Source organism: Aeromicrobium massiliense JC14, from assembly GCF_000312105.1.
In the GTDB taxonomy this organism is placed as follows: domain Bacteria; phylum Actinomycetota; class Actinomycetes; order Propionibacteriales; family Nocardioidaceae; genus Aeromicrobium; species Aeromicrobium massiliense.
Map to the genome: position 1 here is coordinate 51,779 of NZ_HE978636.1, position 12,890 is coordinate 64,668.

The 12,890-nt window shown below is 73.6% G+C and carries 13 protein-coding genes; 4 read left to right on the plus strand and 9 right to left on the minus strand.

Annotated elements, in window-relative coordinates; all coding sequences use genetic code 11:
- Positions 1-11 precede the first annotated feature (11 nt).
- A complete protein-coding gene (locus tag HGAM_RS00260; protein ID WP_019143463.1) occupies positions 12-437 on the plus strand; it encodes a VOC family protein in 426 nt (141 codons plus the stop codon).
- Between the two features lie 117 nt (positions 438-554).
- Here HGAM_RS00260 and purE read toward each other — a convergent pair whose 3' ends face one another.
- The 5 genes from purE to HGAM_RS00285 are packed head-to-tail and all read right to left on the minus strand — an operon-like array spanning position 555 to position 4,604.
- Complete coding sequence (purE, locus tag HGAM_RS00265) at positions 555-1,061, minus strand: 5-(carboxyamino)imidazole ribonucleotide mutase (RefSeq protein ID WP_019143464.1); 507 nt, start codon at positions 1,059-1,061, stop codon at positions 555-557.
- Positions 1,054-2,214, minus strand: coding sequence for a 5-(carboxyamino)imidazole ribonucleotide synthase (locus tag HGAM_RS00270; protein WP_019143465.1), 1,161 nt, complete (start codon positions 2,212-2,214; stop codon positions 1,054-1,056). Before HGAM_RS00270 ends, purE begins: the two co-directional genes overlap by 8 nt.
- A gap of 22 nt (positions 2,215-2,236) precedes the next feature.
- The gene (locus HGAM_RS16955) at positions 2,237-3,268 is read right to left on the minus strand and encodes an adenylate/guanylate cyclase domain-containing protein (protein WP_019143466.1); all 1,032 of its coding nucleotides are present in this window, start codon (positions 3,266-3,268) and stop codon (positions 2,237-2,239) included.
- On the minus strand, positions 3,255-3,767 hold the full coding sequence (locus HGAM_RS16960) for a PH domain-containing protein (protein WP_019143467.1): 513 nt from the start codon (positions 3,765-3,767) through the stop codon (positions 3,255-3,257). Before HGAM_RS16960 ends, HGAM_RS16955 begins: the two co-directional genes overlap by 14 nt.
- Positions 3,768-3,803: 36 nt before the next feature.
- The gene (locus HGAM_RS00285) at positions 3,804-4,604 is read right to left on the minus strand and encodes a biotin--[acetyl-CoA-carboxylase] ligase (protein WP_019143468.1); all 801 of its coding nucleotides are present in this window, start codon (positions 4,602-4,604) and stop codon (positions 3,804-3,806) included.
- Between the two features lie 49 nt (positions 4,605-4,653).
- Between HGAM_RS00285 and HGAM_RS00290 the strand changes: the two genes are divergently transcribed.
- Positions 4,654-6,243, plus strand: coding sequence for an acyl-CoA carboxylase subunit beta (locus HGAM_RS00290; RefSeq protein ID WP_019143469.1), 1,590 nt, complete (start codon positions 4,654-4,656; stop codon positions 6,241-6,243).
- Positions 6,240-6,503 (plus strand): acyl-CoA carboxylase epsilon subunit, encoded by a 264-nt coding sequence (locus HGAM_RS00295; protein ID WP_019143470.1) that lies wholly within the window; start codon positions 6,240-6,242, stop codon positions 6,501-6,503. The genes HGAM_RS00290 and HGAM_RS00295 overlap by 4 nt, the downstream gene beginning before the upstream one ends.
- 669 nt (positions 6,504-7,172) lie before the next feature.
- Here HGAM_RS00295 and HGAM_RS16965 read toward each other — a convergent pair.
- On the minus strand, positions 7,173-9,437 hold the full coding sequence (locus HGAM_RS16965) for a putative bifunctional diguanylate cyclase/phosphodiesterase (protein ID WP_019143472.1): 2,265 nt from the start codon (positions 9,435-9,437) through the stop codon (positions 7,173-7,175).
- Between the two features lie 123 nt (positions 9,438-9,560).
- On the opposite strand from HGAM_RS16965, the gene HGAM_RS00310 reads away from it, so the two are divergent.
- Positions 9,561-10,157 carry a Maf family protein gene (locus HGAM_RS00310; protein WP_019143473.1) on the plus strand — a complete coding sequence of 199 codons (597 nt, stop codon included), beginning with the start codon at positions 9,561-9,563 and terminating at the stop codon, positions 10,155-10,157.
- 6 nt (positions 10,158-10,163) lie between these two features.
- Here the strand turns inward: HGAM_RS00310 and HGAM_RS16970 are convergent, their stop codons facing one another.
- The 3 genes from HGAM_RS16970 to HGAM_RS00325 all read right to left on the minus strand — a co-directional run bounded on the left by HGAM_RS16970 (position 10,164) and on the right by HGAM_RS00325 (position 12,879).
- Positions 10,164-11,099, minus strand: a complete 936-nt coding sequence (locus HGAM_RS16970; RefSeq protein ID WP_081591754.1) for a methyl-accepting chemotaxis protein — start codon at positions 11,097-11,099, stop codon at positions 10,164-10,166.
- Complete coding sequence (locus HGAM_RS00320) at positions 11,096-11,626, minus strand: PAS domain-containing protein (protein WP_019143475.1); 531 nt, start codon at positions 11,624-11,626, stop codon at positions 11,096-11,098. Before HGAM_RS00320 ends, HGAM_RS16970 begins: the two co-directional genes overlap by 4 nt.
- An 86-nt stretch (positions 11,627-11,712) precedes the next feature.
- On the minus strand, positions 11,713-12,879 hold the full coding sequence (locus tag HGAM_RS00325; protein WP_019143476.1) for an acyl-CoA dehydrogenase family protein: 1,167 nt from the start codon (positions 12,877-12,879) through the stop codon (positions 11,713-11,715).
- Positions 12,880-12,890 lie beyond the last annotated feature (11 nt).

Sequence of the window (12,890 nt, forward strand, 5' to 3'; positions counted from 1 at the left end):
AGCGTCGGGGCATGGACACCCGTCTGCACTTCGTCACGCTCGCCACGCCCGACCTCGAGGCGTCGCGCCGCTTCTACGCCGAGGGGTTCGGCTGGGAGCCGCTGCTGGTCGTCCCCGGCGAGATCGTCTTCGTCCAGGTCGCCCCCGGGCAGGTGCTCGGCCTGTTCGACGCGGCGTCGTTCGCCCGCGACGTGGGCGAGCCGGTCGGCGGGCCGTCGGGCCTGTCGCTCGCGCACAACGTCGGCTCGCGCGACGAGGTCGCCGCCCTCGTGGAGCGGCTCGGTGCGTCCGGCGGCGAGGTCGTGAAGCCGCCGCAGGACGGCGCGTTCGGCGGCATCTTCCACGCCTACGTCCGCGACCCCGCCGGCGCGCTGTGGGAGGTCGCGCACAACCCGGGCTGGACGGTCGCCGACGACGGGTCCGTCAGCTTCGCCTAGTCAGCTCACCCGAGCCCGGCGCTGCCGCGATGTGTGGAGGTATCGACCGCGATCGCGCGGATCAGGGTCGATAGCTCCACACTTCGCGGCAGAGCGGCCGCGGGGTGAGGGACGCCGTCAGGGGCGCGGGCGGTTCCGGACGCGCTCGCCCTTGGCCCGCGCGACGTCGGCGAGGTCGGCCTGGAACTCGACCATGCGCGCGGTCAGGTCCGGGTCGCCCGCGGCCAGGATGCGCACGGCCAGCAGGCCCGCGTTGCGCGCGTTGCCGATCGACACGGTCGCCACCGGCACGCCGGCCGGCATCTGGACGATCGAGAGCAGCGAGTCCATGCCGTCGAGGTGCTTGAGCGGCACCGGGACGCCGATGACCGGCAGCGGGGTGACCGCCGCGAGCATGCCGGGCAGGTGGGCGGCCCCGCCGGCGCCGGCGATGATGACCTCGAGCCCGCGGGCGTGCGCCTCACGGCCGTAGGCCAGCATCTCGTCGGGCATGCGGTGGGCCGAGACGACGTCGGCCTCATGGGCGACGCCGAACTCCTCGAGCGCCGTCGCCGCGGCCTCCATGGTGGGCCAGTCCGAGTCCGAGCCCATGACGATGCCGACGCGCGGCTGCTGGTCACTCATCGACTGCTCCGTTCTCCAGGAGGCGGCCGCCTCGGCGCGCTCGCGCCAGGACGTCCATGAGGTCGTCGCCGTAGGCGGTGACGTGGCCGACCTTGCGGCCCGGGCGCACCTCCTTGCCGTACAGGTGGACCTTGAGGTCGGGGTCCTGGGCCATGACGACGGCCCGCTGGCCCTCCAGGTCGGTGACCTTGCCGCCGAGGATGTTGACCATCACCGTCCACGCGGCCCGCGGACGCGTGGAGCCGAGCGGCAGGTCGAGCACCGCGCGGACGTGGTTCTCGAACTGGCTGGTGACCGCGCCCTCCATCGACCAGTGGCCGGTGTTGTGCGGACGCATCGCCAGCTCGTTGACCAGCAGGCGTCCGTCGTTGGTCTGGAACATCTCCACGGCCAGCACGCCGGTGACCCCGAGCTCGGTGGCGACCCGCTCGGCGATCTCACGAGCCTGGTCGGCCAGCCGCTGCGGCAGGTCGGGCGCGGGGGCGGTGACCTCGCGGCACACCCCGTCCTCCTGGCGCGACTCGACGACCGGCCAGGTGACGACGTCGCCGGACGGACGCCGCGCGGCGAGCACCGACAGCTCGCGCTGGAAGGCGACGTGCTCCTCGGCGAGCAGCTGGGTGCCGGCGGCGCTGGAGCCGAGCGCCTCGAACGCGGCGTCGGCCTCAGCCAGCGAGCGGACGAGCCAGACGCCCTTGCCGTCGTAGCCGCCGCGGGTCACCTTGAGGATGAGCGGGTAGCCGCCCAGCGACTCGGCGAACGCGTCGAGCTCCTGCCGCGTGCTGACCACGGCGTGCCGCGGCCCGGGCACGCCGAGCCCGGCGAGCCGGCTGCGCATGGCCGCCTTGTCCTGGGCGTACAGCAGCGCGTCCGGGCCGGGACGGGCGACGACGCCCTCGTCCGCCAGGGTGCGCAGGTGGGTCGGCGGGACGTGCTCGTGGTCGAACGTGATGACCGGCGCGTCGCCGACGACCTTCCGCAGCACGTCCAGGTCGGTGTAGTCGCCGACCACGTGGTCGGGCACGACCTGGGCGGCCGACACGTCCGCCGCCTCCGCGAGCAGCCGCACGCGGACGCCGAGGGCGCTGGCGGACTCCTGCATCATGCGGGCGAGCTGGCCGCCTCCGATGATTCCGAGCTCGGGCTTCGTCACCGGAACAGGGTAGCGAGGCCGGTCAGTGCGCCCGGAACGTGCGCCGCCGGCTGACCGCCACCGGGGTCACGAGGCCGAACCCGCGCAGCGGACGCGCCGGCAGCGGACGCGCCTCGAACTCCTCGCCGGTCAGCGCCTTGGCCGTCTCCTGGTCGACCAGGACGCGGTTGGCCCGCGCCACCGCGGACATGCGCGCGGCCAGGTTGACCGGCGGGCCGAAGACGTCGCCGAGCCGGCTGATGACCGAGCCGGTCGCGAGCCCGACGCGGACGTCCGGCAGGTCCTTGCGGGCGCCGATCTGGCGCACGAGCTCCAGCGAGAGCGTGGTGGCGGTGCGCGGGTCGGGGCAGGTGAAGAGCACGGCGTCGCCGAGCGTCTTGATGACCCGGCCACCGCGTGCGGCGACGATGTCGGTGGCGTGGTTCTCGAAGCCCTGGACGACCTTGGCCAGGCCGATCTCGTCGAGCTCGTTGGAGAGCTTGGTGAAGCGCGACAGGTCGGCGAAGCCCACCGTGACCCGCGTGCTGAGCAGCTCGGAGTCGGACTCGCCCAGCGCCTCGACCCGGGCGGCGGACGCGGCGAGGTGACGGCGCCACGCGTACCGCAGCACCTCGTCGAACGTCGGCACCACGTCGGTGGCCACGTCGACGGCGGCCTCGAGCCGGGTGCTGGCCCGGCCCTCGCTGACCTGGCTCTCGACGGCGTCGACGATCACCGAGATCTGCCAGTCGGCCAGGCGCGACACCAGGTGCCCGATCGCGCGGACGAGCTGGAAGAGGGCGTCGGTCGGCAGCGCCTCGTCGCGCTGCAGCCGGTCGATCGCCTCGAGCACGCGGACGTCCTGCTCGGAGTAGGCGGCGGTGTCGCCGGCGTCGGGGAAGCCGATCGCCCGCCACAGCCGCTGGGCCAGCTCGGCGTCGACGCCGGCCTGCTCGACGACGTCGGAGCCGGTGAGCTCGCGCTGGTCGCCCAGGATCAGCAGGTTCAGCCGGCGGCGCAGCGCGTCCCGCTCGGCCGACGACAGGTGGTGGTGGTCGGGCTCAGACGGACTCATGGTGGCCGCTCGCGCTCCCCTCGGCGTGGATCAGCTCGGTCAGCGTGCGGTGCAGCTCGTCGACCCCCGGCACGTCGTGCAGGCGCAGCCCGGTCTGCTCGCTGGCGTCGTGGATGACGAGCGTCCCACTGCCCAGCACCCGGTCGTTGAGGTTCTTCTCGAACGAGACGTCGTTCACCCGGCTCAGCGGGATCACCCGGCCGGTGCGGGTGAGCAGGCCCTTCTGCTCGACGATGCGCTTGTTCGTGACCGTGTACGTCCAGGTCAGCCAGCGCAGGAAGGGCAGCACCGAGCGCCACAGCACGAGCACGAGCGCGACCCCGGCCACCGCCCAGGCGGCGCTCGCGCCGGCCTGGTCGCGGGTCCAGGCGGCCAGGAAGCCGCCGGCGGCCGCGACCACGAGCAGGACGACGACCGGCGCCAGCAGCACCTTCACGTGCGTGCGGGTGGACGCGACGACACGCTCGCCGTCGGTCATGAGCCTGCGCGGGAGCGTCATGGCGTCAGTCTGGCACGCAGGCGCCGGCGTCCGGCGTCATGCCACGGCGCGCACGTGGGTCACGTCGCCGGCGCTGACCGCCTGCCCGGCCACGACGAGACGGCCCTCGAGGTCGACCGTCTCCGCGGTGCCCTCCAGGGTGCTGCCGTCGGGCATCTCGACCCGCACCTGCCGGCCGAGCGTCGCGCAGCGGCGCACGTACGACTCGCGGACGTTGGTCGGCTCGCCCTCGTCGGCGACCCAGGCCCGGTGCAGCGCGTCGAACGTGCGCAGCAGCTCGCGCAGCACCACCGTGCGGTCGATCGTCGAGGCGCCCTCCAGCAGCATCGACGTCGCGGTCGGGACGGGCAGCTCGTCGGCCCGCAGCCCGGTGTTCAGCCCGACGCCGACGACAGCGGCCGGGCCGTCGGGCGTCACCACCACCTCGACCAGGATGCCGGCGAGCTTGTGGTCGTCCACGAGGACGTCGTTCGGCCACTTCAGCGCCGACGGCACGTCGAACGAGCGGACGGTGGCGTCGACCGCGAGCCCGGTGAGCAGCGGCAGCCACGCCCAGCGGTGCATCGGCACCTCGCGCGCGGCCACCAGCATCGAGACGGCCAGGCCGGACGAGCGCGGCTGCTCCCAGCGCCGGTCCAGGCGTCCGCGCCCGGCGGTCTGCTGCTCGGTGACCACCACCGTGCCGGCCGGGGCGCCGTCGCGGGCCAGGGCGGCCAGGTCGGCGTTCGTGCTGCCCGTGCGGGTGCTGACCCGGACGTCCGCCCAGCGCGTGCGCGCCAGCGCGGTGCGCAGCGCGCGGACGTCCAGGGGCGGTCGGTCGAGGTCCTCGTAGGCCATATGACTAGCCTCACACACCCCTCCGAGGGGCCCTGGATACCCTAAGGCGGTGAGCGAACAGATCGAGGTCCACCCGGAGCTGCACACCACGGCGGGGAAGATCAGCGACTTCCAGCGCCGCCAGCACGAGGCCACCGTCGAGATGGCCGAGCGTGCAAAGGAGAAGCAGCACAAGAAGGGACGCCAGAGCGCCCGCGAGCGCATCGAGCAGCTCTTCGACGAGGGCTCGTTCGTCGAGCTCGACGCGCTGGCCCGGCACCGCAGCGTCGCCTTCGACCAGCAGAAGAACCGCCCGCTCGGCGACGGCGTCATCACCGGCTACGGCACGATCGACGGCCGTCAGGTGTGCGTGTTCAGCCAGGACTTCAGCGTCTTCGGCGGCAGCCTGGGCGAGGTCTACGGCGAGAAGATCCTCAAGGTCATGGACCTCGCGCTCAAGACCGGCAGCCCGATCATCGGCATCAACGAGGGCGCCGGCGCCCGCATCCAGGAGGGCGTCGTCTCGCTCGGTCTGTACGGCGAGATCTTCAAGCGCAACGTGCACGCCTCGGGCGTCATCCCGCAGATCAGCCTGATCATGGGCTCCTGCGCCGGCGGCCACGTCTACTCCCCCGCCGTCACCGACTTCACGGTGATGGTCGACAAGACCTCCAACATGTTCATCACCGGCCCGGACGTCATCAAGACCGTCACCGGCGAGGACGTCTCCATGGAGGAGCTCGGCGGCGCGCGCACGCACAACACCAAGAGCGGCAACGCCCACTACATGGGCCACGACGAGCACGACGCGCTCGAGTACGTGAAGGCGCTCATCTCCTACCTGCCGCAGAACAACCTCGAGGAGCCCGAGGTCTACGACGAGGTCGTCGACCTGGAGCCGTCCGAGACCGACCTGGCGCTCGACACGCTCATCCCCGACTCGGCGAACCAGCCCTACGACATCCGCACCGTCATCGAGGCGACGCTGGACGACGGCGACTTCCTCGAGGTCCAGTCGCTGTTCGCGCCCAACATCGTCGTCGGCTTCGGCCGGGTCGAGGGCCGCAGCGTCGGCGTCGTCGGCAACCAGCCGATGCAGTTCGCCGGCTGCCTCGACATCGACGCGTCCGAGAAGGCCGCGCGCTTCGTGCGCACCTGCGACGCGTTCAACATCCCGGTGCTCACGTTCGTCGACGTCCCGGGCTTCCTGCCCGGCACCGACCAGGAGTGGAACGGCATCATCCGCCGCGGCGCGAAGCTGATCTACGCCTACGCCGAGGCCACCGTCCCGCTGGTCACGATCATCACGCGCAAGGCGTACGGCGGCGCGTACGACGTCATGGGCTCCAAGCACCTGGGCGCCGACGTGAACCTGGCCTGGCCGACCGCCCAGATCGCGGTCATGGGCGCCTCGGGCGCGGCGAACATCATCTTCCGCAAGGAGATCGCCGCCTCCGACGACCCCGAGGCCCGTCGCCAGGAGCTGATGGTCGAGTACGAGGACTCGCTCTGCAACCCCTACGTGGCGGCCGAGCGCGGCTACATCGACGGCGTCATCCAGCCGTCGCAGACCCGCGCCGAGGTCGTGAAGGCGCTGCGCCTGCTCAAGACCAAGCGCGAGACGCTGCCGCCGAAGAAGCACGGGAACATCCCGCTGTGAGCGAGCACGACGAGACGGCCGGGACGCCCGAGGTGCCTGCCGCGAAGCCAGTGCTGCGGGTGGTCAAGGGCGACCTGACGCCCGAGGAGCTCGCCGCCCTGGTGGCGGTCGTCGCCGCCCGCAACGCGGCCGCCGCGAACGCCGCCGCGCGCGAGGCCGGACGCAGGCGCGTCCGCTCCGAGTGGGGCCACCCGGCCCGCGCCGTGCGCGGCACCCACCGCCACGGCGCCGACCAGTGGCGCCGCTCCGCCTGGGGCTGAGCCCCACCAGCACGTCGTCCGGTTTCCCTGGGGCCCCAGGGAAACCGCCAGGTCCCCGGGATGCTTCCCGGGGACCTGGTGGCTTCCCGGGGACCTGTGGCGGTCGGCCGCGGTCGGACGATCGTCCGAGAACCCCACCTTCTCGGTCTAGCCGCAGGACGACGAGCGCCTGCCCGCGCTACAGAGGACACCTGACCGCACGATCGGGGGATCCTCATGAAGCGCTGGGCCGTCGGGGTCCTCACCGTCACCCTCGTCGCCGCCGTGGCGTTGACCGGCCTGGCAGCCGCGGCCGCGCTGCGCCCGTCCTCCGAGCCGAGCCCTCGGGTCGAGCCGGCCGCGCCGTCGCCGGCCTCGCCCCATGACGTCCGGGAAGATGTCGACCCGGACGACGCCGCCCCGGTGGCACCAGGCGACCTCCTGGGCGACGCGCTGGAGGCGGAGAAGCGTGCCCAGGCCGCGCGCCGGGGACCGGTGGGACCTCCACCCGCGAGCACCAGCTGCACGACGGTGGGCGAGGTCACGGAGTGCCTCGTCCTCACGCCGTTCCGGGAGCTGACGCCTGAGGAGTCGGAACGCGCTCTCGAGGAGCTCCGGCAGACCCGCGGTGACGGGGCGGCCCAGTCGTCCCGTTGACCCGTCGGCCCCACGAGGCGCGGACGTCCTGGATCAGGACCGCTGGTCGACCGCGGTGCGCTCCTGGAACCAGGCGCGCACCTCGTCGGCCGGGACCGGGCGGGCGTGCAGGTAGCCCTGGCTGACGTCGCAGCCCAGCGCGCGCAGCGCGTCCAGGGTCTCGGCGTCCTCGACCCCCTCGGCCACGACCCGCAGCTGCAGGCGGCGCGCGAGCTCGATCGTCCCGGCCACCACGGCGTGCGTGCGCGGGTCGGCCAGGAGGCGGCGAACGAACGAGCGGTCGATCTTCAGCTCGTCCACCGGCAGGTCGGCCAGGTAGGCCAGGGACGAGTAGCCGGTGCCGAAGTCGTCGATGCTCAGGCCGACGCCTCGCTCGGCCAACGACTGCAGCACGGGCGGCACCGCCTCGACGTTCTCCATCAGCACCGACTCGGTGATCTCGAGGGTGAGCAGCGCGGGTGCCAGGCCGGTCGCGGTGAGCGCCTCCTGCACCAGGCACACCACGTCGCCGTCGGCGAACGAGGACGACGACAGGTTGACCGAGACGCGGTAGGGGAAGCCGGCCTCCGCCCAGCGGGCGGCCTCGAGCGCGGCGAGCCGCAGCACCTGGCGGGTCAGCGGCGCCATGAGGCCGTGCCGCTCGACGAGGTCCACGAACGCGACCGGGGCCAGGAGCCCGTGGCGGGGGTGGTGCCAGCGCACGAGCGCCTCGGCACCCACCACGGCACCGGTCCGCGCGTCCACCTGCGGCTGGAAGTGCACGACGACCTCGCCGCACGCCGGGTCCGGGTCCTGGGCCAGCAGGCCGCGCAGCTCCTCGACCCGTTCGTGGCGCAGCCGCTCGCGCTCGTCCTCGGCCGGGTCGAACGCCGCCACCTGGGTGTTGGCCGCCCGGGCGGCGTACATGGCGGCCTGGCCGCGACGCAGCAGCTCCACGCCCGCCGGGGCCGGCTGCTCGTCGGGGTGGACGTGCGTGACGCCGACGTGGACGCCGAGCCGGACCACCGCGTCGGGCACGTCGAACGGCTGCGTGACGGCGTCCGCGACCCGGGCCGCGACCTCGAGGGCGTGGTGCTCGTCGGCCCCGGGCAGGAGCACCGCGAACTCGTCGCCGGTGACCCGGGCCAGGACGTGGCGGCCCTCCAGCAGGTCCGCGACCCGTCCGGCGACGGCGCGCAGGACGTGGTCGCCGGTGTCCGGGCCGTAGCGGTCGTTGACGTGCTTGAAGCCACCCAGGTCGAGGACGAGCAGCGCCGCCTCGTGCCGGTCGCGGCCGGTGCCGGGCGCGGACGCCAGGGCCGCGACCAGGCCGCGGCGGTTGGCCAGGCCGGTCAGGTCGTCGGTCCGGGCCTCGCGCCGGGCCCGGGCCAGCGACTCCAGCTCGCGCACGATGCCCGAGACCCGCGAGAACGTCACGACGGTCGCCGCGACGCCGATCGTCGCGGCGAGGCGGGTCCGGGCCAGGTCCGAGAACGCGGTGACCGCCAGCAGGAGGCTGCCGGCGCCGAGCAGCACCAGGGACCACGTCGAGGTGACGGGCGGGCGCACCACGTCCGGACGCCTGGCCGGCAACGGTCGCTGCGCGGCCGCGACCGCCGCCGCACAGATCGTGACCTGCCCCAGCGCGCTCGCGCGCTCGGTGAGGGCGAAGCCGCCGGACGACAGGGCGCTCTGGCACACCACGTGGACGCCGTAGGCGCCGACGACGCCCCACAGCCGCACGTCGCGGGCCATGCCGGCGAGCACGCCCACCGCCAGGCAGGTGGCGATGAGCACGGCGCCGATGCTCAGCTGGCCCAGCCACGCCACCAGCTGCCAGGCCGGCCACCAGGCCGGCGAGACGTCCATCGCCTGGGCCAGCAGCAGCCCGGCGCTGACCAGCACCGCGACCGAGCCCAGGGCGTTCACCCAGTCGCCGGCGTCCGGGGCGCCACGTCCCAGCCGGCTCCAGCGCAGCACCGCCTGGAACGCGAACACCGAGGCCAGGGTCGAGCCGGTCATGAAGCCGAGAGCCGCGGGCAGGTCGGCCCCGGCCGCACCCGCGACCACGTCCGCGAGCAGACCGGCGGCCAACAGCTGGGCGGCGGTCGCCAGGGCGCGCTGGGGGCCGCCGTCGCGGAGAACCAGGCCCGTCCCGGCCAGCATCCAGCCCGCCTGCACCAGCAGCAGGACGGCCACGCAGGTCTGGAGCACCGGGTCCGGACCGGGGGTGAGCGCCACGCGCACCTGCGCCAGCACCGCGGCCACGGGCAGCGCGAGGCGCAGCGGGCCGCGCAGGGCCACGAGCACGGTGCTCATCGGTCGCCTGGTCCCCCGTCCTGGTGCCGTGCCACGTCCCCGGGCAGGGGGCGGACCCTGTCCATCGGCAGGCGCGAGCCGGACGTGAGCGTCCCGGACGAACAGGGCCTAGGCTGCCCAGCGATGAGACTCGTCCTCGCCTCCCAGTCCCCCGCCCGCCTGGCCACCCTGCGCGCCGCCGGCCTCGATCCCGAGGTCGTCGTGTCCGGGGTCGACGAGACGCAGGTGACGTCCACCGACCCGGCCAACCTCGCCGCGGCCCTGGCGCAGCTCAAGTGCCGCGCGGTCGCCGAACGGGTCGAGGGCGACGCCCTGGTCGTCGGCTGCGACTCCGTGCTCGCCTTCGAGGGCGAGATCCTCGGCAAGCCGGCCGACGCCGCCGACGCGACCGCCCGCTGGCGTCGCATGCGCGGACGCTCGGGTGTCCTGCACACGGGGCACTGCGTGCGTCGCGGCGACGAGGAGTTCCTCGACTCCGCGTCCACCGTCGTCCACTTCGCCGACGTCACGGACGCCGAGATCGCCGCCTACGTCGCGACCGGCGAGCCGCTGCACGTCGCCGGCGCGTTCACGCTGGACGGGTACGGCGGCGCGTTCGTGCGCGGCATCGAGGGCGACCCGCACAACGTCGTGGGCATCTCGCTGCCATTGCTGCGGCTGCTCGTCGCGGACGTCGGCGTCGAGTGGACGAGCCTGTGGTCCGCCCGCGACGAGGCGTAGCCGCGCTCAGGCCTTGAGCCGCTCCAGGAAGCTGCGCACGTGGCTGTCGAGGTTGGACGACGTGGAGCGCAGGCTCTCGTCGTCGTGCCCGGCGATGCGCGAGTCCAGCGCGTCCACGCTGCCCCGCACGCCCTCGATCGAGGCCACGATCGCGTCCAGGGCCGCCGAGACTGCCTCGATCGCGCCCTGCGACGAGCCTAGCTGCTGCTCGACGCGGCGCGACGCGGCGTTCGTCTCCTCGGCCAGGCGCTTGACCTCGTCGGCGACGACGGCGAAGCCCTTGCCGGCCGCTCCGGCGCGCGCCGCCTCGATCGAGGCGTTCAGGGCGAGCAGCTTCGTCTGGTCCGAGACGTTGCTGATCAGGCCCACCACCTGGCCGATGACCTGCGACGACTCGGTCAGGTGCTCGACCGAGGCGCCCGCGCTCACCGCGTCCTCCTGCAGGGCGGTGACGTCGCGCAGCATCTCGCCGGCGGTCTGCGTCATGTCCGACGCCGCGACGTCGACGCGCTGCGAGCTGGACAGGATCTCGCGCTCGAACTCCAGCACGTCGCTCGCACGCTGACGGGCGAACGCGGCGATGCGGCGCTCGCTCTCGGCCAGCGACTCGCGCGCGGTGTTGATGGTCGTCGCGTGCACGCGGAACGCGCCCGGCAGTCCGCGCAGCAGCAGCCGGCGCTCGTGCCGCCCGGCCGTCGCGGCGGACAGGGACGCGCTGGCCTCGCGGACGAAGCCGTCGGTGACGTCGATCATCCGGTTCACGTCGCGGCGCACCGTCGGGGTGTCGACGCCGTCGACCTCCGGCAGCGGGCCGACCCGCTGCTCCAGGTCGCCCCGGCTCGTCGCTGCGGCCACCCGGCCGAGCTCGGCCACGACCTGGCGCAGTGCCGCGTTCTCGGCCTCCAGCGCCTGCACGGCCTGGCTCCGTCGTCCGATCCTCATGCGCTCGCCTCCAGGCTCCACACCCACGCGTCGTAGTCGGTCCCCTGCTCGCGCAGCTGCTCGTCGAGCCACGCACGGGACGCCTCGGCGGCCGCGGGCCCCGAGAGGCCGGCCTCCTGCGTCCGCATCGCGGCGTACAGCTCCTCGACCGGCCGCAGCGCCGAGCGGCGCGGTGCGCGACGCATCGAGTGGTACCCCGTGATCGCGCCGGTCCGGTCGAACGTCGGGGTCACGTGGGCGAAGACCCAGTACGCACCGCCGTCGTGGGCGAGGTTCTTCACGTAGGCGAAGATCTCCTGGCCCGCCTGCACCCGCTCCCACAGCAGCCCGAACACGCCGCGGGGCATGTCGGGGTGCCGGATGAGGTTGTGCGCCTGCCCCACCGCGTCCTCCTCGGTCAGCGCGCTGAAGCGCAGGAAGACGTCGTTGGCGTACGTGATGCGCCCTCGCAGGTCGGTCTTGGTGACGATCAGCTCCTCCTCCTGGAGGTGCCGCTCGGCGCCCGTGGGGGCGATCGTGGGAGTCATGGTTCCTTCCGGGCGCGGACAGGGCTGGGTCGTTCCCATCGGCAACCGGGCGCCCCACCTGACCAGGAGTGACCTGGCCCACAGGCTCACTCCACGGGCAGGCCGAGCCCCCGGGCGATGAGCATGCGCTGCACCTCGGACGTGCCCTCGCCGATCTCGAGGATCTTGGCGTCGCGGTAGAAGCGCGCGACCGGGTACTCCTCCATGAAGCCGTAGCCGCCGAAGACCTGCGTCGCGATGCGGGTCGCGGTGACCGCCGCCTCGGACGTGTAGAGCTTGGCGATGGAGGCGGCCTGCTTGAGCTCCTTGACCGGTGCTCCGGCGTCCTTCATGGCCGCGGCCCGGTAGGTCATCGTGCGGCCCACCTCGGCCATGACGGCCAGGTCGGCGACCTGGAAGGCGACGCCCTGCTTGGCCCCGATCGGCTTGCCGAACGTGGTGCGCTGGCCGGCGTACTCGACGCAGAGGTCGAGGCAGGCCTGGACGCAGCCCACGGCGAGCGCCGCGATCGCGATGCGTCCGTCGTCGAGCGTGGCCAGGAACTGCGCGTACCCCCGGCCGCGGTCGCCGAGCAGGTGGTCGGCCGGCACGCGGACGTCCTGCAGCGTGAGCGGGTGGGTGTCGGAGATGTGCCAGCCGAGCTTGTCGTACGGCGCCTCGGCGGTGAACCCGGGCGTGCCGGCCGGCACCATGATCGCGCTGATCTCCGGCCGGCCGCGGTCGTCCGTGCCGGTGCGCGCGGTGACCGTGACGAGCGAGGTGATCTCGCTGCCGGAGTTGGTGATGAACTGCTTGGCGCCGTTCACCACCCACGCGTCGCCGTCCAGCTCGGCGCGGGTGCGCGTGGCGCCGGCGTCCGAGCCCGCGCCCGGCTCGGTGAGGCCGAACCCGGCCAGCCGCCGGCCGGCGACGAGGTCGGGCAGCCAGCGCTGCTTCTGCTCCTCGGTGCCGAAGGTCAGGATCGGGTTGATGCCCAGGCCGACGCCGGCCTCGAGCGTGATGCCGATCGACTGGTCGACCCGGCCGAGCTCCTCGATCGCGACGCACAGGCTGGTGAAGTCGCCGCCGGACCCGCCGAGCTCCTCGGGCGCGGTGAGCCCGAACAGCCCCATGTCGCCCATCTTCTGGACGACGTCGACCGGGAAGTGGTGCGCCTTGTCCCACGCGGCGACGTGCGGCGCGACCTCGCCCTCGGCGAAGTCGCGGACGGCGTGACGGAAGGCCTGGTGCTCGGCGGACAGCTCGAAGGACATGCCCGCAGGTT

Excerpts from the sequence above, each read along its gene's own strand:
- HGAM_RS00260 (WP_019143463.1), top strand. The coding sequence starts at position 12 with ATGGACACCCGTCTGCACTTCGTCACGCTCGCCACGCCCGACCTCGAG.
- purE (WP_019143464.1), bottom strand. The coding sequence starts at position 1,061 with ATGAGTGACCAGCAGCCGCGCGTCGGCATCGTCATGGGCTCGGACTCG.
- HGAM_RS16955 (WP_019143466.1), bottom strand. The coding sequence starts at position 3,268 with ATGAGTCCGTCTGAGCCCGACCACCACCACCTGTCGTCGGCCGAGCGG.
- HGAM_RS16960 (WP_019143467.1), bottom strand. The coding sequence starts at position 3,767 with ATGACGCTCCCGCGCAGGCTCATGACCGACGGCGAGCGTGTCGTCGCG.
- HGAM_RS00285 (WP_019143468.1), bottom strand. The coding sequence starts at position 4,604 with ATGGCCTACGAGGACCTCGACCGACCGCCCCTGGACGTCCGCGCGCTG.
- HGAM_RS16965 (WP_019143472.1), bottom strand. The coding sequence starts at position 9,437 with ATGAGCACCGTGCTCGTGGCCCTGCGCGGCCCGCTGCGCCTCGCGCTG.
- HGAM_RS00310 (WP_019143473.1), top strand. The coding sequence starts at position 9,561 with ATGAGACTCGTCCTCGCCTCCCAGTCCCCCGCCCGCCTGGCCACCCTG.
- HGAM_RS16970 (WP_081591754.1), bottom strand. The coding sequence starts at position 11,099 with ATGAGGATCGGACGACGGAGCCAGGCCGTGCAGGCGCTGGAGGCCGAG.
- HGAM_RS00320 (WP_019143475.1), bottom strand. The coding sequence starts at position 11,626 with ATGACTCCCACGATCGCCCCCACGGGCGCCGAGCGGCACCTCCAGGAG.
- HGAM_RS00325 (WP_019143476.1), bottom strand. The coding sequence starts at position 12,879 with ATGTCCTTCGAGCTGTCCGCCGAGCACCAGGCCTTCCGTCACGCCGTC.